The sequence below is a fragment of the Pseudomonas sp. ZS1P83 genome, from assembly GCF_054897825.1.
Window position 1 is genome coordinate 6,236,884 of record NZ_CM142706.1, and the last position, 20,826, is coordinate 6,257,709.

The window sequence follows — 20,826 nt, forward strand, 5'->3', positions numbered from 1 at the left end:
CGGGAAAACAGGAGAGGGCGCGAAACAGCGTGAGCTGCTTCGCTTCCGGGATGGTTTACACGAAGCAGAGGGACAGTGGCTCGGCGATGTAGGCCGGTTTGTCCGAGCCTTCGATCTCAAGCGTGGCGGTGGCCTTGAGTAGCCATTGGCCGGGTTTCTTCTCGGTGACTTCGTTCATGTCGACCTTGAGTCGAACCCTGGAGTTGACCTTTACTGGCTGGATGAAACGTACGCTGTCCAAGCCGTAGTTGACCACCATCTTCACCCCTTCAGGCAGGATGAGGATGTCTTCCATCAGTTTGGGGATCAGCGACAGCGACAGGAAACCGTGTGCAATGGTGCTGCCAAATGGCGTTTGCGCGGCTTTGACCGGGTCGACGTGGATGAACTGATAATCCCCTGTGGCTTCAGCGAACAGGTTGATGCGCTCCTGATCGATGGTGAGCCATTCGGAACGTCCGAGTTCCTTGCCGACATAATCTTTGAGCTCTGCAACTGGAACATAGGGCATTGAGCATCTCCTTGGGTTCATCGGTTTTATAGTTTTGAGGTGGGGGGATTTGACCTCCCGGATTACCACTTTAGATCAACATGGCAAATGTCTCCGGTCAACTGTCCATGCTTTTGGCGAATACCGGTCTATAGCGTTGGCGTGCTTATAATGGTTGGCCCGCTTGTGCGGGATGATATTGGCAGGAGATGAAGGATGTTGTTACGTGGCCTGACCTGGCTGGTGCTGTTCCAATTGCTGGGCACAGCCATCAACCACTTGTTTTTACCCGTGCTGCCGGGGCCGATTGTCGGCCTGCTGTTACTGCTGGTGTTCCTGATCAGCCGTGGTCAGGTCGGCGAACCGCTGAACCTCGCGGCCAGCAGTCTGCTGCGTTACCTGCCGTTGTTGTTGGTGCCGCCAGCTGTGGGTGTGATGGTTTACGCCAAAGACATTGCCGCGGATTTCTGGGCCATCGTCGGCGCACTGGTGTTGTCACTGTTGCTGTCCCTGGCTTTCGCCGGCGTGCTGATGCAGCGCATGGTCAAACGTCACGCTCATCGTGAGGACGGCCAATGATCTTCGACTGGCACGGCGCCTGGGCGTCGGTGATTCATCATCCTTTGTTCGGCATAGGCATTACGCTGGGTGCTTATCAGCTGGTGCTGGCGGCGTTCGAGAAAACCCGCTGGATCTTTCTGCAACCGGTGCTGGTCTCGATGCTGCTGGTGATCGGCGTACTGGTGGGCTGCGGCCTGACCTATGCCGAATACCGTAAAAGCACCGAGATCCTCAGCATCTTGCTCGGGCCTGCGACAGTGGCACTGGCAGTGCCGCTGTACCTTAATCTGCGACGCATTCGGCAGTTGTTCTGGCCGATATTTACTACGCTGGTGGTAGGCGGCGTCGTCGCCACCGGCATGGGCGTATTGCTGGGCTGGTCGTTTGGTGCCGAGCACATGATCCTGATGACCATGGCACCGAAGTCGGTGACCTCGCCGATTGCCATGCTGGTCGCAGAGCAGATCGGTGGCGTCGCGGCGCTGGCGGCCGTATTCGTATTGATCACCGGGGTGATCGGGGCGATCTTCGGGCCGAGCCTTTTGACACGGCTTGGTGTTCACAGCCCCGAGGCGCGCGGTATGGCGCTTGGCATGACCGCCCACGCGGTCGGCACGGCGGTGGCGATGCAGGAAAGTGAAGAATGCGGCGCCTTCGCGGCGCTGGCGATGAGTCTGATGGGCGTGGCCACGGCAGTTTTCCTGCCGTTCGCGGTGTCGATGGTGGTGTAAGGAAATGTCTATGAGCTTGCCGCTTTTTCCGCTGAACACGGTGCTGTTTCCGGGCTGCATCCTCGATTTGCAGATTTTCGAGGCGCGCTACCTGGACATGATCAGTCGCTGCATGAAACAGGGCGGCGGCTTCGGCGTGGTGTGCATCCTCGACGGCGAAGAAGTCGGCATCGCCCCGGCGGGCTATGCGCTGGTCGGGTGCGAGGCGCTTATCACTGATTTCAAACAGCAGGACAATGGCTTGCTGGGCATCCGGGTGGAGGGCGGGCGGCGTTTCCATGTGTTGCGCACCGAGATTCAGCGCGATCATCTGACCGTCGCCGAGGTCGAGTGGCTCGAAGACGAGCCTGAGCAACCACTGCAGGATGAGGACGCCGACCTGGTTGCGCTGCTTAAAGCCTTGGCCGAACACCCGATGGTCGAAGCGTTGAACATGGGCACCGAAGCGACTGGGCAACAGTCGCTGGCCAATCAGTTGGCGTATCTGTTGCCGTTTGCCGAAGTGGACAAGATCGACCTGCTGCAACTCGATGATCCGCAGCAGCGACTGGATGCGATTCAGGCGTTGCTGGATGAGTTGCAGGGTGAGTTGTTTGCCTGATCAGTAGGCATACCGCAGCATTGCTTGCGGTAAATGCCGCAAAGCAAAGAATCCAAACAACGCCACCAGCGCCGGCAACACCAGCCACCAGACCTTCGGTGGCATGGCGTTGAGCGGTGCGTGACGCTGACTCAGCCACAAGCTCGCCGCACACACGCACGCCGCCAACATGGCGCCGGCCACCACATCTGTGGGCCAGTGCGCGCCCAGGTACACCCGCGACAGGGAAATCGCCAGCGCCGGCAAGCAACCCAGCAGCAGCCAGGTCAGACGCATCCGCGGTGGTTGCCCGCGGCCGGCCAGCACGGCTAGCGTCAGAAACAGCGCAAAGGAGCCTGAGGCATGACCGCTGGGCATGCTGTAGCTGGTCAGAGGATCACTCAGCACTTCCGGGCGCACGCGGGCGAAAAAGTGTTTGGTCACGGTGTTGCCCAGCGCGGTGCAAAGCATAGTGCTGCCGGCGAAGACCGCTTGTCGCCATTGTCGGGTGAGCAACAATAAGCCGGTCAGCAGGGCGCTGAACATAAACATGTTGCGGAATTCGCCAATCAACGTGAACACCACGGCCGCTTCATCGAGCATCGGGCTGCGGTGTTCCTGCACCAGGGCCATCACCCCTTGGTCGAGGGCAGTCAGGTGCGGATAGCCGATAAACAGCCCCGCCAGAATCAGAAAGCTCATCCCGGTAATCAGCACGGCGGCCTTGCGATGGCGGCGCAGACTGCTGGTCACGCTCAAACCCAGCATGACGGCGATGCTGCCGGCGACGATTCCGGCCTCAGGCCAGAAACCCTCTGGCAATGGCAAGCGAATGGCCGCCCCCGTGGCCCAACCGGGCAGCAAATACGCGACGCTCCAGCCGGCGGCGGCCAGCAAGCTGACGGCGGCGAAGCGCGGGAAGGGCATGTCGAACATTCCAGCGACCATCGGCAACATCGGCCGCAGCGGGCCGATGAAACGCCCGACCAACAGGCTGGCGATCCCGTAACGCTGGAAATAGGCCTCGGCCCCGGCGATCCATTCCGGATGATGGCGTAACCCTGGCAGACGCCGGATGTTCTGATGGAAATGTCGCCCGAGGAAGTACGAAATGATGTCGCCCAGCACGCCGCCGAGGAAGCCCAGCAATAGCGTTTCGCCAAGCGAAAGCGCACCGCTGCCGGCCAGTACCGCCACGGCAAACAGCAGCACCGTGCCGGGCACGATCAGCCCGGCAATCGCCAGGCATTCCACGCAGGCCACTATGAACACCGTCACAGCCAGCCATTGCGGGTTGACCGTCAACCAACCGGTCACGCTATCGAGCCATGGGCCCATAAAAAAACTCCATCTGATGTTCATTAGTCCCATGGGACGAACGCAATCTGTAAAACCAACAGAACCCTTGTGGGAGCGAGCAGGCTCGCTCCCACAAGGGTAATTTTCATTGTTCAGGTCAGCAAAAAATAATCGCGACCTTCGACCTGCCCCCGTCGCAGCGGGTTTCGCGTGCAATACGGCGCGTAAGCCGAATCGACGAAGCGGTACATCAAATGCTCATCGCGTCCGTGGGGAATGCCCAGGCGCGTGGTTTGTATGATGTGGCCAGGTGCCGGGCCGACATCTTCCACCAGCAGCACTTCATGGTCGAAGCGCTTGGCGTCCCAGACCGGTACCTTCAGGCCCAGCGCCTTGCAGAGCAAAGTCTGCCCTGCGCAAAGTTTTTGCGACGGGCGAGGGCGGCCCTGAGCATCGGGATTGTTCATTAGCATCTGCGCCAGGCTCGCCGGCCCGCTCAATTCATCGACCCATGGATAGGCGGATTTGATCAGTACTGCATTGCCGGGGCCCTGAGCGCTGAAGTTCAGGGAATCGCCGCCACGGGCGTAGTACATATAGATATGGCCGCCACCCAGAAACAAAGCCTTGCGTTTTTCTGTGTAGCCGAGAGAGGCGTGGCTGCCTTTTTCTTCGAAGTAATAGGCCTCAGTCTCGATAATCCGGGCGCTGAGCCACAGATCACCGACCCGGTGACGGATGACTTTGCCGAGTAAATCCCGGGCCAGCGTTTGGGCATCTCTGTCGAAAAAAGCATTCGCGAGCCCCTTGGGCAGGCTCGTAGCGGACGTGCTAACAGTCAGATTGGACATGATGAACGGCGTTAATCAGGGCTGATTGAGTCGTGATGATAACAATTTGCAGCTTAATCACGGCTGAACGTCGGCAAATTGCCCTCCATTTCGACCATCCGCCCGTCACCGCTGTTAGTCGGGGGACGCGCCAGCTATAATCTGCCGCTTTACTCTTTACCAAGACCTTAGCAAAGACCACTACAGACAATGACTGAGTCCGTTCTTGACTACATGACCCGTTTGGGTCGCGCTGCCCGCGAAGCTTCTCGCGTCATCGGCCGTGCCAGCACTGCGCAGAAAAACCGTGCGTTGCAGGCTGCTGCCAATGCGTTGGACGCTGCACGCCCCGAGCTGACGGCTGCCAATGAACTGGATTTGGCTGCTGGCCGTGCCAATGGTCTTGAGCCCGCATTGCTTGAGCGCCTGGCGCTGACCCCGGAACGTATCGACGGCATGATTGTTGGTCTGCGTCAGGTGGCGGCTCTGCCGGACCCGGTCGGCGCGATCCGCGACATGAGCTATCGGCCTTCGGGCATTCAGGTCGGCAAGATGCGCGCGCCCTTGGGCGTGATCGGGATCATCTACGAATCTCGGCCGAACGTGACCATCGATGCCGCCAGCCTGTGCCTGAAGTCCGGCAACGCGACCATCCTGCGTGGCGGCTCCGAGGCGATTCATTCCAATCGTGCCATCGCTGCCTGCATTCAGCGCGGTCTGGCCGAGGCCGATTTGCCCGCCGCCGTGGTGCAAGTGGTCGAAACGACCGATCGTGCCGCCGTTGGCGCGCTGATCACCATGCCCGAATACGTCGACGTCATCGTGCCCCGTGGCGGCCGCGGCCTGATCGAACGGGTCAGTCGCGATGCCCGCGTGCCGGTCATCAAGCACCTGGACGGCATCTGTCACGTTTACGTGAGTGCCCACGCCGACCTGCCGAAAGCCCAGCGCATCGCGTTCAATGCCAAGACCTACCGCTATGGTATTTGCGGCGCCATGGAAACCCTGCTGGTGGACCAGACGGTCGCCAAGGATTTCTTGCCGTCGATGGCTGCACAGTTCCGCGAAAAAGGCGTCGAACTGCGCGGCTGCGAACGCACGCGGGCGATCATCGATGCTGGCGCGGCAACAGAAGACGACTGGAACACCGAATACCTGGCACCGATTCTGTCGATCCGCGTGGTCGACGGGCTGGACCAGGCCATCGAGCACATTAATACGTACGGCTCTCACCACACCGATTCGATCGTCAGCGAAAACCTTGCTGACTCCCGGCGTTTCGTTGCGGAAGTCGATTCCTCGTCGGTGATGATCAACACCCCGACGTGCTTCGCCGATGGCTTCGAATACGGATTGGGTGCCGAGATTGGCATTTCTACTGATAAGCTGCACGCCCGCGGCCCGGTGGGCCTCGAAGGGCTGACCTGCGAGAAGTACATCGTGGTCGGTGATGGTCAGTTGCGCGGCCAGGCGTCGGTCTGACTTGGGCGACCTCGACCTGTCAGCCCCGGAAGCCGCCAGCGAGCCTGTGCCTCGACGCATTGGCGTGTTGGGCGGGACCTTCGATCCGGTGCACATCGGCCATTTGCGCGGTGCGCTGGAAGTCGCCGAATCGCTGGCGCTCGACGAGTTGCGTCTGACACCCAGTGCCAGACCGCCGCATCGCGGCACACCGCAGGTGTCGGCAAAGGACCGTCTGGCGATGGTCGAGTGCGCGGTGGCCGGTGTGGCGCCGTTGGTGGTGGACGCCCGCGAATTGCAGCGGGACAAACCGTCCTACACCCTCGACACCCTGGAACTGATGCGCGCCGAATTGGCCGCTGAAGACCAGGTTTTTCTACTTTTGGGCTGGGACGCATTTTGCGGCCTGCCCACTTGGCACCGCTGGGAAGAGTTGCTCCAGCATTGCCACATCCTGGTGCTGCAACGCCCGGATGCCGACAGCGAACCGCCGGATGCCTTGCGCAATCTGCTGGCAGCGCGCTCGGTAAGCGACCCGCTGGCCCTGAAGGGGCCGAGCGGACAGATTGCATTCGTCTGGCAGACACCGCTCGCGGTATCCGCCACCCAGATCCGTCAACTGCTGGCCAGCGGTAAGTCGGTACGTTTCCTGGTGCCCGACGCGGTCCTGGCCTACATCGATGCGCACGGACTTTACCGTGCGTCGAACTGAAAAAGGGCGCGCTTCAAGGCACGTGATCACGTGTAACGAAGCGCCCGAACATACGAGCAAAACGAGTTTTATATGACGAACAAAGACGTAACTAAAGTAAAGCGCAAAGGCACGTTCAAGAGCGCCCCGCTGCCAGTAGAGGCTCCAACCGGGCCGGAACTGCGTGGCGAAGAACTGGTCAAGGTTGCCGTAGCGGCCCTGGAAGACGTGAAGGGCCAGGACATCCAGGTCATCGACGTTCGTGAAAAGCAGAGCATCACTGACTTCATGATCATCGCGACCGGTACTTCGAACCGTCAGATCGGCGCGATGCTGGACAAGGTCCGCGAAGCGGTCAAAGCCCTGGGCGTCAAGCCACTGGGTGAAGAAGGCAAGGGCGACAGCGACTGGGTGTTGCTGGATATGGACGATGTCATCGTGCACATGATGACCGCCTCGGCTCGTCAGTTTTACGACCTGGAGCGTCTGTGGTCCGGTGCAGAACAGAGCCGTGCTCTGAACGCGGCTCACCACAGCCCGGAAAACACCCATGAGCACTTCGTCAAGCTCAACAAAGACCAGCAATAAGGGACCGCTGTGCGACTGCGACTGATCGCCGTCGGTTCACGCATGCCCAAGTGGGTGGAAGAAGGCTGGCATGAATATGCCAAGCGTCTTCCGTCCGAGCTGGCGCTGGAACTGGTGGAAATACCGCTCAACACCCGTGGCAAGAACGCCGACGTGGCACGCTTCATCCGTCAGGAAGGCGAAGCCATGCTGGCCAAGGTCGGGCCGAACGAGCGCGTTGTGACCCTCGAAGTCCACGGCAAGCCCTGGAGCACCGAGCAGTTGGCTGTCGAGCTCGATCGCTGGCGGCTGGACTCGCGCACGGTGAATTTCATGGTCGGCGGCCCCGAAGGGCTGGCGCCGGAAGTCTGTGCCCGGGCCGATCAGCGCTGGTCGCTCTCGCCCTTGACGTTGCCGCATCCGCTGGTGCGAATTCTGATCGGCGAACAGCTGTATCGTGCCTGGACAGTCTTGTCCGGCCACCCTTACCACAAGTAGTTCTGCCCTCATGCCCCAGCCGATCCGTATCAAGGACCACGAAAAAGACGCCCGTCTGGTGCGTGGCCGCGTCGTGTTCGGGGCAATTGCGGTGGTGTCGCTGATCTGTGTGCTGATCGCACGGCTGTATTTCCTTCAGGTGATTCAGTACGAGTACCACTCGACCCTGTCGGAAAACAACCGCGTCCATGTGCAGCCGATTCCGCCGACTCGCGGGTTGATCTTCGATCGCAATGGTGTGGTGGTGGCCGATAACCGGCCCAGTTTCAGCCTGAGCATGACCCGCGAGCGCTCGGGCGACTGGCAGCAAGTGCTCGACGTGATCGTCGAAGTGCTGGAGCTGACGTCCGAGGATCGGGTGATCTTTGAGAAGCGCATGCGTCAGGGTCGCCGGCCGTTCGAGCCGGTGCCGATCCTGTTTGAGCTGACCGAAGAGCAGATCGCCCGCATCGCGGTGAATCAGTTCCGTCTGCCGGGTGTGGAAGTGGTCGCGCAGCTGGTGCGTCACTATCCGCAGGGCGCGCATTTTGCGCACTCGGTGGGTTACATGGGGCGGATCAACGAGAAAGAGCTGAAGTCCTTGGACCCGGTCAGCTACAGCGGCACCCACCAAATCGGTAAAACCGGCATCGAGCGTTTCTACGAGCCTGAATTGCACGGTCAGGTGGGTTACGAGGAAGTCGAGACCAATGCCCGTGGCCGCGTGCTGCGGGTGCTCAAGCGTACCGAACCGATTTCCGGCAAGGACATCGTCCTGAGCCTGGACATCAAATTGCAGGAAGCGGCCGAAGCTGCACTCGGCGGTCGTCGTGGCGCGGTGGTGGCGCTGGACCCGAAAACCGGCGAAGTCCTGGCGATGGTCAGTCAGCCGAGTTTTGACCCGAACCTGTTCGTCACCGGCATCAGCTTCAAGGCCTACGCCGAGCTGCGCGATTCCATCGACCGGCCACTGTTTAACCGCGTGCTACGCGGTCTGTACCCGCCGGGCTCGACCATCAAGCCGGCGGTGGCGATTGCCGGCCTGGATTCGGGCGTGGTCACCGCATCGACCCGGGTCTTCGACCCTGGCTACTACCAACTGCCCAACTACGATCACAAATACCGTAACTGGAACCGGACCGGCGACGGCTTTGTGGATCTGGACACGGCGATCATGCGGTCCAACGACACCTACTTCTATGACCTGGCCCACAAGCTGGGGATCGATCGGTTGTCGACGTACCTGGGCAAGTTCGGAATCGGCCAGAAGGTCTCGCTGGACATGTTCGAAGAATCGCCGGGGCTGATGCCGTCCCGTGAGTGGAAGCGCGCGACCCGTCGTCAGGCCTGGTTCCCGGGCGAAACGCTGATTCTGGGGATTGGTCAGGGCTACATGCAGTCCACGCCGCTGCAATTGGCCCAGGCCACGGCGCTGGTGGCGAACAAGGGGGTCTGGAACCGTCCGCACCTGGCCAAGACCGTCGAAGGCGAGAAGCCGAAGGACGAAAACCCGATACCGGACATTGTCCTGCGTGACCCGTCCGACTGGACCAAGGTCAATCACGGGATGCAGCAGGTGATGCACGGTGCCCGGGGTACGGCGCGCAAGGCATCGATCGGCGCTCAATACCGGATTGCCGGCAAAAGTGGTACGGCCCAGGTGGTCGCGATCAAGCAGGGTGAGAAGTACGACCGCTCCAAAATTCAGGAACGCCATCGCGACCACGCCTTGTTCGTCGGCTTCGCGCCGGCCGACAACCCGCAAATCGTGGTGTCGGTGATGGTCGAGAACGGTGAGTCCGGCTCCGGCGTCGCCGCGCCGGTGGTGCGTCAAATCATGGACGCCTGGCTTCTGGATCAGGACGGTCGGTTGAAGGCCGAATACGCCAGCCCTATCAGTGCGGAGGCTACGGCCCGTGAAGAGTAATTTCGATCGCATCCTCTCCAGTGAGGATGTGATGCGTCGCCGCGCGACGCTGTTGCAACGCATGCACATCGACGGCCCGTTGCTGATCCTGCTGCTGACCCTCGCGGCCGGCAGCCTGTTCGTGCTGTATTCGGCCAGCGGCAAGAGCTGGGATCTGCTGGCCAAGCAAGCCACTTCGTTCGGCATCGGCCTGGTGTCGATGGTCGTCATTGCTCAGTTCGAACCACGCTTCATGGCCCGTTGGGTACCAGTCGGTTATGTGCTCGGTGTGCTGTTGCTGGTGGTGGTGGACGTCATGGGCCATAACGCCATGGGCGCTACACGCTGGATCAACATTCCCGGGGTGATTCGCTTCCAGCCCTCGGAATTCATGAAGATCCTGATGCCCGCGACCATCGCCTGGTACTTGTCCAAGCGCACCTTGCCGCCGCAGCTCAAGCATGTGGGCGTCAGTCTGTTTCTGATCGGGTTGCCGTTCATCCTGATCGTGCGCCAGCCCGACCTCGGTACTTCGTTGCTGATCCTCGCCGGTGGCGCTTTCGTGTTGTTCATGGGCGGCTTGCGCTGGCGCTGGATCATCAGCGTGATCGCCGCTGCCGTGCCGGTGGCCGTCGCGATGTGGTTTTTCATCATGCATGACTACCAGAAGCAGCGAATCCTGACCTTCCTCGATCCAGAGAGCGATCCGCTGGGCACTGGCTGGAACATTATTCAGTCGAAAGCAGCCATCGGTTCCGGCGGTGTGTTCGGCAAGGGCTGGCTGCTCGGTACTCAGTCGCACCTGGACTTCCTGCCGGAAAGCCATACCGACTTCATTATTGCGGTCATGGGCGAAGAGTTCGGCCTGGTGGGTATCTGCGCGTTGCTGCTGATTTACCTGTTGTTGATCGGTCGCGGACTGGTGATTACTGCGCAGGCCCAGACATTGTTCGGCAAATTGCTCGCGGGCAGTCTCACCATGACGTTTTTTGTTTACGTTTTCGTCAACATCGGTATGGTCAGTGGCCTGTTGCCGGTTGTGGGGGTGCCGTTGCCGTTCATTAGCTACGGAGGAACTTCGCTGGTGACGCTGCTGTCAGCGTTTGGGGTTTTGATGTCGATCCATACCCATCGTAAGTGGATCGCTCAGGTTTGAATAAGGTGAAGATTTCAATGCAAGCAATGCGTGGCTGGGCGACTCGATATGCGCCATGGGTCGGCCTGGTAAGCATCCTTGGCTCAGCGCAGGAAGCGTTGGCCGGCGATTACGAAGGCTCACCTCAGGTGGCCGAATTCGTCGGTGAAATGACCCGCGACTACGGTTTCGCCGGTGAACAGCTGATGGGCGTGTTCCGCGACGCAGAGCGCAAGCAGTCGATTCTGGACGCTATCTCGAAACCTGCCGAGCGGGTCAAGCAGTGGAACGAATATCGCCCGATGTTCATCACCGACGCGCGTATCGCCCGTGGTGTCGACTTCTGGCGTCAGCACGAGGCAGTACTGGCGCGCGCGGAGCAGGAATACGGCGTGCCGGCGCAGGTTATTGTTTCGATCATTGGTGTTGAGACCTTTTTCGGCCGAAATACCGGTAATTTCCGGGTGATCGATGCCTTGTCGACCCTGGGTTTCGACTATCCTCCCCGTGCCGAATTTTTCCGCAAGGAATTGCGTGAGTTCCTGTTGCTGGCCCGGGAAGAGCAGGTCGATCCGCTGACCCTCAAAGGCTCTTACGCCGGAGCAATGGGCTTGCCGCAGTTCATGCCGAGCAGCTTTCGCGCCTATGCGGTGGACTTCGACGGTGATGGCCACATCAATATCTGGACCAATCCGGACGATGCCATTGGCAGCGTCGCCAGTTATTTCAAGCGTCACGGCTGGGTCGCCGGCGAACCGGTGGTCAGCCGCGCCGAAGTTCGTGGCGAACACGTGGACGAAGGATTGACCACGGGCATCGAGCCGACTAAAACCGTCGGGGAGTTGCGGGCGCTAGGGTGGTCAAGTCATGATGCGCTGCGCGATGATATGCCGGTCACGGCTTTCCGCCTGGAAGGTGACAATGGCCCTGAATACTGGATGGGCCTGACGAATTTTTACGCGATCACGCGTTATAACCGCAGCGTGATGTACGCCATGGCCGTACATCAACTGTCTGAACAGCTGGTCCAAGCACGGGGCGTCAAGTAATGCGGGCATTGCCTATGAATAAACCCCTGAAGCTGATGGCATTCGCCGCGTTGGCGGTGCTGGTCGCCAGTTGTTCGACCAGCCGTTCGCCGACCCAAAAGTCGTCCACCGCCGTGCGCGCAACGCCGGGGCTGGACATCAACCGTGCGCACAAAGATGGCGCGCCGTGGTGGGACGTCGATGTATCGCGCATCCCGGATGCCACGCCGACCCTGCACTCCGGTCCTTATAAAGCCAACCCGTACACCGTGCTGGGCAAGACTTACTTCCCGTTGCAAGACTCCAAGCGCTACGTCGCTTCGGGCACGGCGTCGTGGTACGGCACCAAGTTTCACGGTCAGAACACCGCCAATGGCGAGGTTTACGACCTGTACGGCATGAGCGCCGCGCACAAGACCTTGCCACTGCCGAGTTACGTTCGGGTGACCAACCTGGACAACAACAAAGCCGTGATCCTGCGGGTCAACGATCGCGGGCCGTTCTACTCGGACCGAATCATCGACTTGTCCTACGCTGCCGCCAAGAAGCTCGGCTATGCCGAAACCGGCACCGCGCGAGTCAAGGTCGAAGGTATCGATCCGCAAGAATGGTGGGCGCAAAAAGGCCGTCCGGCGCCGTTGATGCTTAACGAGCCACAAGTAGCGCAAAATGCCGCGCCAACCGTGACCGCCTCCACTGGCACGGTCGAGCAATGGACGCCACCGCCGCAGCAACACGCCGCGGCTGTTGTGCCCCTGCAGATCGATGCAAAAAAAAACGCTTCTGTACCAGCCTCTGGCCAGTATCTGCAGGTGGGCGCGTTCGCCAACCCGGACGCTGCAGAACTCCTGAGATCGAAGCTCAGCGGGATGGTGAGCGCTCCGGTGTTCATCAGCTCGATCGTGCGCAATCAACAGACGCTGCATCGGGTACGCCTGGGGCCAATCGGTTCGCCGGGTGAAATCCAGCAAGTGCAGAACAGCGTGCGAATGGCCAATCTAGGTTCGCCGAGCCTGGTCACTGCCGAGTAATACGTAGTACTTGATTGACGGTACGCTTGCGATTTGGGGGGCGAACCGGGTTGTTGGCTCGTTGAAGAACAAAAGCCCGGCAAGGGTTCTGAGTGAACAACTGAACACGCGACAGCTCGTTAGAAAGCTGTCTGATTAGTTTTGCCTTCGGGCAGTTTCCATTAGCGATTTCGAGAGACGGATGAACATCACCACCTTTGCCAAACGCCTGTGCCTGCTAGTCCCGCTGCTCCTCTCGCCTACCGTTTTCGCGGTCGAGATGATGCCGTCGCCACCGCAACTGGCCGCCAAAGCCTACGTACTCATGGACGCCAGCAGCGGCAACGTGCTGGTAGAGAACAACGGTGACCAGCGTCTGCCTCCGGCCAGCCTGACCAAGCTGATGACCGCGTACATCGCGACCTTGGAAATCCGTCGTGGCCAGATCGGTGAAAACGATCCGGTGACCGTCAGCGAAAACGCCTGGCGTACTGGCGGTTCGCGGATGTTCATTAAAGTCGGCTCGCAGGTGACTGTCAGCGACCTGCTGCACGGCATCATCATTCAGTCGGGTAACGACGCCAGTGTTGCGCTCTCCGAGCACATCGCCGGCAGCGAAGATGCCTTCGCTGACATGATGAACAAAACCGTGGCCGATCTGCGCATGACCAACAGCCACTTCATGAACCCGACCGGTCTGCCGAACCCTGAGCACTACTCGTCGGCTCACGACATGGCCGTGCTGGCTCGCGCGATCATCCACGAAGACCCGGCTCACTACGCGATCTACTCGCAGAAAGAGTTCTTCTGGAACGGCATCAAACAACCTAACCGTAACCTGCTGCTGTGGCGCGACAAGACTGTCGACGGTCTGAAAACCGGTCACACCGACGAAGCCGGCTACTGCATGGTGTCTTCGGCCGTACGTGATGGCATGCGCTTGATCGCCGTGGTGTTCGGCACCAACAGCGAAGTGGCTCGCGCCTCTGAAACCCAGAAGCTGCTGACGTACGGTTTTCGCTTCTTCGAAACCCAGACCTTCTATCAGAAAGGCGCCGAGCTGGCTCAGGCCCCTGTCTGGAAAGGCACCACCAATCAAGTCAAGGCCGGCCTGGCTGAAGACCTGACCATGACCCTGCCAAAAGGCCAGCTGAAAAAGCTCGCCGCCAGCATGACCATGAACCCGCAACTGGTTGCGCCAATCGCCAAGGGCGACGTGATCGGTAAAGTCGAAGTGAAACTGGACGACAAGGTCGTGCACAGCGCTGATCTGATCGCTCTGGACGCGGTCGACGAGGGTGGTATCTTCCGTCGCATGTGGGATAGCATCCGTCTATTCTTCTACGGCTTGTTCAACTGAATTAGTGTGGACTTGCATGGCCTTGTTCCAATCCGGAACGGGGCCATGTCCGTTGCCACGGCTTACGAGGCCGTTACGCCATGACAGACACCGAAGTAAAGGCACCAAAGATCGAATTCCCCTGCGCGGATTACCCTATTAAGGTGATCGGCGACACTGGCGTGGGTTTCAAGGACAAGATCATCGAGATCCTTGAGAAACACGCGACCGTTGACCACAAGACCTTGGCCGAGCGCCAGAGCACCAACGGCAAGTACACGACCATCCAGCTGCACATCATCGCCACCGGTCAAGAACAGCTCTACGACATCAACAGCGAGTTGCGGGCTACCGGTTTCGTGCACATGGTGCTGTGATGTCTGGCACGCTGGGCTTTCGCGAGCTCGGCCAGATGGCTTACGAGCCGGTCTGGCATGCCATGCAACGCTTCACCAATGAACGCGGCAGCGATGCCGCCGACGAGATCTGGCTGGTCGAACACCCACCGGTATTCACTCAGGGGCAGGCCGGCAAGGCCGAGCACGTGTTGCTGCCGGGGGATATTCCGGTGGTGAAGGTGGATCGCGGTGGTCAAGTGACTTATCACGGCCCCGGTCAATTGGTGGCCTACCTGTTGCTCGACGTACGCAAGCTGGGTTTCGGCGTGCGTGACCTTGTCAGCCGCATGGAACAATGCCTGATTGAGTTGCTGGCCAGCTACGGCGTCACCGCCGTGGCCAAACCGGATGCTCCGGGTGTCTACGTCAATGGGGCGAAAATCGCTTCTCTCGGTCTGCGGATCCGCCATGGTTGTTCCTTTCATGGCCTGGCCCTGAACGTGGACATGAACCTGGAACCGTTTCGACGGATTAATCCCTGCGGCTACGCCGGGCTGGCGATGACCCAGTTGCGCGATCACGCAGGATCGATTGAATTTGCCGAGGTAAGTGCCCGGCTGCGTGCGCAGCTCGTCAAACACCTCGACTATGCTGAGCAGACGACCCTAACGGGCGGAATCGACTGATATGACTATTGATGCAGTGCAAACCATGATCCCGACGCTCGATGTCACCGAACGTCCGGCCCCGCGTGCCAAGGTTGAAGCCGGCGTCAAGCTGCGCGGCGCCGAGAAGGTTGCACGTATCCCGGTGAAGATCATTCCGACCACCGAACTGCCGAAGAAACCTGACTGGATCCGCGTGCGCATCCCGGTTTCCCCGGAAGTCGACCGCATCAAGGCCCTGCTGCGCAAACACAAGCTGCACAGTGTTTGCGAAGAGGCATCCTGCCCGAACCTGGGCGAATGCTTCTCCGGTGGCACCGCGACCTTCATGATCATGGGCGACATCTGCACCCGTCGCTGCCCGTTCTGCGACGTTGGTCACGGTCGTCCGAAGCCACTGGACGTCAACGAGCCGGAAAGCCTGGCCATTGCCATTGCTGACCTGAAACTCAAGTACGTGGTGATCACCTCGGTAGACCGCGACGACCTGCGAGACGGCGGTGCCCAGCACTTTGCCGACTGCATCCGCGAGATCCGCAAGCTGTCGCCGAACGTACAGCTCGAAACCCTGGTTCCGGACTACCGCGGCCGTATGGATGTAGCGCTGGAAATCACCGCTGCCGAGCCGCCGGATGTGTTCAACCACAACCTGGAAACCGTGCCGCGCCTGTACAAGGCTGCGCGTCCGGGCTCGGATTACCAGTGGTCGCTGACCCTGCTGCAGCGCTTCAAGCAGATGATGCCGCACATTCCGACCAAGTCCGGCTTGATGCTGGGTCTGGGCGAGACCGACGAAGAAGTTATCGAAGTCATGAAGCGCATGCGCGAGCACGACATCGACATGCTGACCCTGGGCCAGTACCTGCAACCGTCCCGCAGCCACTTGCCGGTGCAGCGTTTTGTGCACCCGGACACCTTCGCCTGGTTCGCCGAGGAAGGTTACAAGATGGGCTTCAAGAACGTCGCTTCCGGTCCCCTGGTACGTTCCTCGTACCATGCTGACGAGCAGGCGAAACTGGTTAAAGCTGAATTGATGTCGTCCTTATAACAAAGCGCCCGCAAGGCTATTCAGCCTTGCGGGCGTTTTTGTTGGCCGTGCCTACGGCCACTACAGTCTTTTCCTGCAACCTGCGGGGCGACTGACCCTCTTCTGTTTGTCCCCGTTCCTGACTACTGTGTGCTTGACGCTTGCACGCAGGGAGATTCATGGATGACCGTTCGACCGACCCACACGCTTTGCCCTCACACACCCGTTCCGGCCTTGCCGTCGCAAGGGCTGATTGGCGTCATCGCGCCCGCCGGTCCCGCACCGCTGGACACCGATAAAGCCATCGCCTGGATGCGCGCTCGCGGCTATTCGCTGCGGGTTTTTCCCGGCGTGTACGAGAAAGATGACTATCTGGCCGGCAGTGATGATGTACGGCTCAATGATCTGCACGGGGCGTTCGCTGACAGTGAGGTCGACGCAATCATCTGTCTGCGCGGAGGTTACGGTACGCCGCGATTGCTTGACCGTATTGATTTCGAATTGCTGCGCAACAATGCCAAGCCGTTCATCGGGTACAGCGACGTCACCGCGCTGCACGTGGCGATCAGTCGTTATGCGGGTTTCGTGACCTTTCATGGCCCGTTGCTCAATGCCGACCTGCTGGGTGACAAGCAAAAACCTACCGAATCTTCGTTCTTCAACATGCTGAGAGGACAGGTGAAGACCGGCAGCATCCTGACGCACCCGGTGGCCTACCCGTTGACCACGATTGAGCCTGGCATCGCTCACGGGCGTTTGCTTGGGGGCAATTTGTCGTTGATCGCTGCGACCATGGGTACGCCTTACGAAATGGAGGCCGAGGGCGTCATTCTGTTCATCGAGGACATCAACGAGCCGTTGTATCGAATCGACCGGCTGCTGACCCATCTGCGCCTGGCGGGCACGTTGAACAAACTGCGTGGGGTGCTGGTGGGGGATGTGGCGGGGGTGGATGGGGTTGCGCTGGAGCGTTTGCTCAAGCAGACCTTTGAGCCGTTGCGCATCCCGGTGCTGGCCGGGTGGCGCAGCGGGCATTGCGATCCGAACCTGACGTTGCCGATGGGCGCGCTGGTGAGGCTGGATGCGGGAAACAAGGAATTGGTGTTGGAGCAGGATGTGGTGGTTAAACGTTAGATATTGGTCGTCTGACATTCAGTCTTCGCGGACAAGCCTTGCTCCTACAGGTTCAGTGGTGTTCACACAATGGGTGAACGACGCCAAACTTGTAGGAGCGAGACTTGCCAGCGAAGCTTTTTAGCGGTTACGCAAGCCTTCCAGCAACTGGTGCGTCGGATACCCATCCGCCGGCCAGCCAAACGACTGCTGGGCGCTGCGGATCGCTTTGCGCGTGTTGGCGCCGATGATGCCATCGGCGGTGCCCGCGTCGTAGTTCTGGGTGCTCAACAGGCTTTGCAATTCGATTCGCTCGGTACGGCTCAACGGCAAATCGTCTTTAGGCCATGTGCCGTTGATCAGGCCCGCACCGTTGAAACGCTCGGACAACAGACTCACGGCCAACGCGTAGGACGACGAGTTGTTGTACTTGAGGATCGCGCGGAAGTTGTCGAGGACCAGGAACGCCGGGCCACGGTAACCGGCCGGCAGCAGCAGGGCGGCTGACAGGTGTTCGGAGCCAGCCGGAACCTGGCCGCCATTGGGCAGGGTGACGCCCAGTTGCAGCCATTCAGCGACGCTCTTGCGAGTCGTGCCATCGGCCAGGACGTAGTTGAAGCCACTCGCCAGTTGCACTTCGAAACCCCACGGCTGGCCTTTCTGCCAGCCTGAGCTTTGCAGGTAGTGCGCCGTCGAGGCCAGGGCGTCGGCGGGGCTGCCCCAGATGTCGCGGCGGCCATCGCCATCGAAGTCCACCGCATGGGTGTTGTAGGTGGTCGGGATGAATTGGGTCTGGCCCATGGCGCCGGCCCAGGAACCGAGCATTTTCTCAGGATCGATATCGCCTTGTTGCAGGATCTGCAGGGCGGCGATCAGTTGGGCGTGGGCAAATCCGGGACGCCGGCCTTCATAGGCCAGGGTCGCCAGGGAATTGATCACCGACTTGTTGCCCTGGAACTGCCCGAAGTTACTTTCCATGCCCCACACCGAGACCAGCGCCTGACGGTCGACGCCGTAGCGCTGTTCGATGCTCTGCAGGATGCCGGCGTACTGGCTGACCAGCGCCTGACCGTTGCGTACCCGCAGCGGCGAAAGGGCGCCGTCGAGGTATTCCCAGACCGGGCGGGAAAATTCCGGCTGGCTGCGGTCGGCACGGATGACGCTGGTGTCCAGGCTGACATTGGCGAAGGCGCGATCGAACAGGTCGGCACGGATGCCGGCGGCCAGCGCATCCTTGCGGAAACCCGCCTGCCATTCGGCGAAGGTCTGGGTGGGCTGGATGTCGAGGTTTTCACCGGTCGGCACCACGGGCGGAATGACCGCAGGGGCTGTCGCGACGGGAAGGGTCTGGAGCGGCTTGGCGTCGGCTGCGGTGGGTTTTTCCGCGCAGGCAACAAGCAAAATGAGGCTGGAGGCAGCTATCAGTTGGCGCAGGTGCCAACGACGGGAAATACAAAGGGGCATGCACGGGTCCAGGGAGTACGAATCAGGTGCAGACCTTAACATGTTGAGCGGGCGCTTGCCTTTCAGGCCGCCAGAAAGTAAGAAGCCTCCCAGCTATTAGACTGGAAGGCTTCGCGGCGGTAGCTGCCTTTGCCCTTGCCGGCGGGTTCCTGACGGCTGCGGAACAGTGGCTGGGCGATGATGGATTTGGCCTTGTTGGGGCCATGCTTCGATGGCTTCTTGCTCATGATGATTTCTCGCAAGTGAGTGGGTTTTGCGCTGCAAATCATCGGCCGAAGCTGGGGCTTTGTCTAGTCCCCACATTGTGTAGGACCTTTCGGACGCCTTCGCGGGCAAGCCTCGCTCCTACAGGGATCGTGTGGCCCTTGTAGGAGCGAGGCTTGCCCGCGAATGGCCGCGCCGCGGTCGAAAGCCTTACTCGGCAGGCAACGACAATCTCTGGCCGGCCATCAACAACGACAACCGACTCAAACTCATCCACGGTGAACCGGCGGCCTGGCCTTTGATCTGTGCGTCGATGCGTTGCGCTTCCAGCAATAACTGCGCCCAGCGTTGCGCCGAGTAGCGTTGCAGGGCTTTGCTCATGAGCGGTTTGCGTTTGTCCCAGACCGGTGGTCGGGCAGAGCTGAAGGCTTTGTCCAGCGGCACACCCTGGCTGTATTGCAGCGAAAGGCTGGCTAACAGACGCAGCTCCCGAGCCAACGCCCAGAGAATCACTGGCGGTTCGACGCCTTCACCGCGTAGCCCTTCGAGCATGCGCAGGGCATGGGCCGCTTCACCGTTGAGAATTGCGTCGGTCAGGCCGAAGACGTCGAAGCGCGCACTGTCGGCCACTGCCGCTTGCACGGTTTCGACGGTGATCTGACCGCCTTCGGCCATCAGTTTGAGCTTTTCGATTTCCTGGGCGGCAGCCAGCAGATTGCCCTCGACCCGTGCGGCGATCAATTCGACGGCGTCCTGGCTGGCGGAAAGCCCGGCCTGGGACAGCCGTTGACGGATCCAGCTCGGCAACTGGTTGGCCTCTACCGGCCAGATTTGCACAAACTGGGTCTGCTGACCTTCGATCAGCGCCTTGCCCCACTTGGTTTTCTGCGCACTGCCATCAAGCTTGGGCAGGCTGATCAGCAACACCGTGTCTTCGGCCGGTCGCGAGCAGTACTCGATGAACGCGGCGGCACCTTTGTCACCGGGTTTTCCAGACGGCAGACGCAGTTCCAGCAGACGCTTTTCGGCGAACAGCGACATGCTCGCGCCGGCTTGCAGCAACGTACCCCAGTCGAAAGTGGCGTCGGCGGCGAAGACCTGACGCTCGTCGAATCCTTGTTGGCGGGCGGCGGCACGAATGGCGTCGGCGGCTTCCTGACACAGCAGTGGGTCATCGCCACTGATGATGTAGACCGGCGCGAGGGCGCCTTGCAGGTGTTTAGCGAGTTGGGCGGGGGCGAGTTTCATAGGAGAGGGCGAACGGGGCGCCCGAGCGCCCCGTAAGTCTTACTGCTGCGGCAGTTGGATAGGCGACTGACGCGGAGTGTCCGCTTCAGCTTTCTGCGCCGCTTCCAGTGCCGCGGCTTCAGCCTTGGCCTTGGCGTCGGCGGTCTGTTGCAGCTGATCCAGCTGAGTCGGAGTGAGCTGTTGCAGACGCAGCATCATGCGTTGAACCAGTTCACGACGGGTTTCTACGCGGGCAGTGGTGGCTTCCTGGTCGGAACCTACCAGGTTGTTGCCGTCGTGGATGAAGATCTTCTGCACTTCGAGCTTGTCGCTCAGCAGCGGCAGGTCGTGCCCCCCACGGATATCGTAGTTCAGCACCGTAGTGACCTGGTACTCGCCCGTGCGGCCGGCACCCGCATAGCTGAGGATGCGCTGGCTTTCCTGCTCATCGGTCAGCACCAGTTTGTAGGGGGCACCGGTGTAAACCTTGACGCCGCTGCTTTCCAGCACCTGACGCAGCTGAGTCACGGTTTCGCCGTAAGCGTTACGGGCACTCAAGTCGAGTTCCTTGATCGCCAGTTCATTGGTGCCGGTGCCGCGCAGCTGGAAACCGCAGGCGCTCAACAGGACCGCAAGGCCCATCACCAGCAAATTGCGTTTGATCATCTTGTTGCTCCCCTTGA

Annotated in this window: 23 protein-coding genes; 16 read left to right on the top strand and 7 right to left on the bottom strand. The window is 60.4% G+C overall.

The genetic code is table 11. The annotated features are described in order from the left end of the window. Positions 1-55: 55 nt before the first annotated feature. The gene (locus tag ACYZT0_RS29300) at positions 56-511 is read right to left on the bottom strand and encodes a MaoC family dehydratase (RefSeq protein WP_429529308.1); all 456 of its coding nucleotides are present in this window, start codon (positions 509-511) and stop codon (positions 56-58) included. Positions 512-706: 195 nt separating this feature from the next. On the opposite strand from ACYZT0_RS29300, the gene ACYZT0_RS29305 reads away from it, so the two are divergent. Genes ACYZT0_RS29305 through ACYZT0_RS29315 form a run of 3 tightly spaced genes read left to right on the top strand, consistent with a single transcriptional unit; the run spans position 707 to position 2,383 of the window. Beyond that, the gene (locus ACYZT0_RS29305) at positions 707-1,069 is read left to right on the top strand and encodes a CidA/LrgA family protein (protein ID WP_129440876.1); all 363 of its coding nucleotides are present in this window, start codon (positions 707-709) and stop codon (positions 1,067-1,069) included. After that, entirely contained in the window at positions 1,066-1,782 is a 717-nt protein-coding gene (locus ACYZT0_RS29310) for an LrgB family protein (protein WP_462044079.1), read from the top strand. The genes ACYZT0_RS29305 and ACYZT0_RS29310 overlap by 4 nt, the downstream gene beginning before the upstream one ends. A 10-nt stretch (positions 1,783-1,792) precedes the next feature. After that, positions 1,793-2,383: an LON peptidase substrate-binding domain-containing protein gene (locus ACYZT0_RS29315; RefSeq protein ID WP_462044080.1), complete on the top strand. Its 591-nt coding sequence runs from the start codon at positions 1,793-1,795 to the stop codon at positions 2,381-2,383. On the opposite strand, the gene ACYZT0_RS29320 is transcribed toward ACYZT0_RS29315, so the two are convergent. Together ACYZT0_RS29320 and ACYZT0_RS29325 are read right to left on the bottom strand one after the other, a co-directional pair. Further along, complete coding sequence (locus ACYZT0_RS29320; RefSeq protein WP_462044081.1) at positions 2,384-3,700, bottom strand: bifunctional DedA family/phosphatase PAP2 family protein; 1,317 nt, start codon at positions 3,698-3,700, stop codon at positions 2,384-2,386. A 113-nt stretch (positions 3,701-3,813) separates the two neighbouring features. Continuing rightward, positions 3,814-4,512, bottom strand: a complete 699-nt coding sequence (locus ACYZT0_RS29325; RefSeq protein WP_462044082.1) for a DNA-3-methyladenine glycosylase — start codon at positions 4,510-4,512, stop codon at positions 3,814-3,816. Between the two features lie 189 nt (positions 4,513-4,701). On the opposite strand from ACYZT0_RS29325, the gene ACYZT0_RS29330 reads away from it, so the two are divergent. From ACYZT0_RS29330 to ACYZT0_RS29390, 13 genes are all read left to right on the top strand, one after another. Next, positions 4,702-5,973 carry a glutamate-5-semialdehyde dehydrogenase gene (locus tag ACYZT0_RS29330; RefSeq protein WP_462044083.1) on the top strand — a complete coding sequence of 424 codons (1,272 nt, stop codon included), beginning with the start codon at positions 4,702-4,704 and terminating at the stop codon, positions 5,971-5,973. A gap of 46 nt (positions 5,974-6,019) precedes the next feature. Next, entirely contained in the window at positions 6,020-6,664 is a 645-nt protein-coding gene (nadD, locus tag ACYZT0_RS29335; protein ID WP_462046655.1) for a nicotinate-nucleotide adenylyltransferase, read from the top strand. 72 nt (positions 6,665-6,736) lie between these two features. Next, positions 6,737-7,231: a ribosome silencing factor gene (gene rsfS / locus ACYZT0_RS29340; RefSeq protein WP_449645717.1), complete on the top strand. Its 495-nt coding sequence runs from the start codon at positions 6,737-6,739 to the stop codon at positions 7,229-7,231. A gap of 9 nt (positions 7,232-7,240) precedes the next feature. Next, positions 7,241-7,708: a 23S rRNA (pseudouridine(1915)-N(3))-methyltransferase RlmH gene (rlmH, locus tag ACYZT0_RS29345; protein WP_007937439.1), complete on the top strand. Its 468-nt coding sequence runs from the start codon at positions 7,241-7,243 to the stop codon at positions 7,706-7,708. A 10-nt stretch (positions 7,709-7,718) separates the two neighbouring features. Then, complete coding sequence (mrdA, locus tag ACYZT0_RS29350; protein WP_462044084.1) at positions 7,719-9,614, top strand: penicillin-binding protein 2; 1,896 nt, start codon at positions 7,719-7,721, stop codon at positions 9,612-9,614. A gap of 31 nt (positions 9,615-9,645) precedes the next feature. Further along, positions 9,646-10,749 carry a rod shape-determining protein RodA gene (gene rodA, locus ACYZT0_RS29355; protein ID WP_059402101.1) on the top strand — a complete coding sequence of 368 codons (1,104 nt, stop codon included), beginning with the start codon at positions 9,646-9,648 and terminating at the stop codon, positions 10,747-10,749. A 17-nt stretch (positions 10,750-10,766) separates the two neighbouring features. Continuing rightward, positions 10,767-11,777, top strand: coding sequence for a lytic murein transglycosylase B (mltB, locus tag ACYZT0_RS29360; protein WP_462044085.1), 1,011 nt, complete (start codon positions 10,767-10,769; stop codon positions 11,775-11,777). Then, complete coding sequence (locus ACYZT0_RS29365) at positions 11,777-12,787, top strand: septal ring lytic transglycosylase RlpA family protein (protein ID WP_462044086.1); 1,011 nt, start codon at positions 11,777-11,779, stop codon at positions 12,785-12,787. Before mltB ends, ACYZT0_RS29365 begins: the two co-directional genes overlap by 1 nt. A gap of 181 nt (positions 12,788-12,968) precedes the next feature. Then, positions 12,969-14,126, top strand: a complete 1,158-nt coding sequence (locus ACYZT0_RS29370; RefSeq protein ID WP_462044087.1) for a D-alanyl-D-alanine carboxypeptidase family protein — start codon at positions 12,969-12,971, stop codon at positions 14,124-14,126. Between the two features lie 80 nt (positions 14,127-14,206). Further along, positions 14,207-14,482 (top strand): DUF493 domain-containing protein, encoded by a 276-nt coding sequence (locus ACYZT0_RS29375; protein ID WP_131063093.1) that lies wholly within the window; start codon positions 14,207-14,209, stop codon positions 14,480-14,482. After that, on the top strand, positions 14,482-15,129 hold the full coding sequence (lipB, locus tag ACYZT0_RS29380; protein ID WP_462044088.1) for a lipoyl(octanoyl) transferase LipB: 648 nt from the start codon (positions 14,482-14,484) through the stop codon (positions 15,127-15,129). Before ACYZT0_RS29375 ends, lipB begins: the two co-directional genes overlap by 1 nt. A gap of 1 nt (position 15,130) precedes the next feature. Further along, positions 15,131-16,156 (top strand): lipoyl synthase, encoded by a 1,026-nt coding sequence (gene lipA / locus ACYZT0_RS29385; protein WP_462044089.1) that lies wholly within the window; start codon positions 15,131-15,133, stop codon positions 16,154-16,156. Between the two features lie 162 nt (positions 16,157-16,318). Further along, complete coding sequence (locus ACYZT0_RS29390; RefSeq protein WP_462044090.1) at positions 16,319-17,269, top strand: S66 peptidase family protein; 951 nt, start codon at positions 16,319-16,321, stop codon at positions 17,267-17,269. A 120-nt stretch (positions 17,270-17,389) separates the two neighbouring features. Here the strand turns inward: ACYZT0_RS29390 and ACYZT0_RS29395 are convergent, their stop codons facing one another. From ACYZT0_RS29395 to ACYZT0_RS29410, 4 genes are all read right to left on the bottom strand, one after another. Next, positions 17,390-18,712: a lytic murein transglycosylase gene (locus ACYZT0_RS29395; RefSeq protein ID WP_462044091.1), complete on the bottom strand. Its 1,323-nt coding sequence runs from the start codon at positions 18,710-18,712 to the stop codon at positions 17,390-17,392. 62 nt (positions 18,713-18,774) lie between these two features. Beyond that, positions 18,775-18,939: an alternative ribosome rescue factor ArfA gene (arfA, locus tag ACYZT0_RS29400; RefSeq protein ID WP_056744572.1), complete on the bottom strand. Its 165-nt coding sequence runs from the start codon at positions 18,937-18,939 to the stop codon at positions 18,775-18,777. Positions 18,940-19,126: 187 nt separating this feature from the next. Next, positions 19,127-20,164, bottom strand: a complete 1,038-nt coding sequence (holA, locus tag ACYZT0_RS29405; RefSeq protein WP_462044092.1) for a DNA polymerase III subunit delta — start codon at positions 20,162-20,164, stop codon at positions 19,127-19,129. A 39-nt stretch (positions 20,165-20,203) separates the two neighbouring features. Continuing rightward, entirely contained in the window at positions 20,204-20,809 is a 606-nt protein-coding gene (locus ACYZT0_RS29410) for an LPS-assembly lipoprotein LptE (protein ID WP_462044093.1), read from the bottom strand. Between the last annotated feature and the right edge of the window lie 17 nt (positions 20,810-20,826).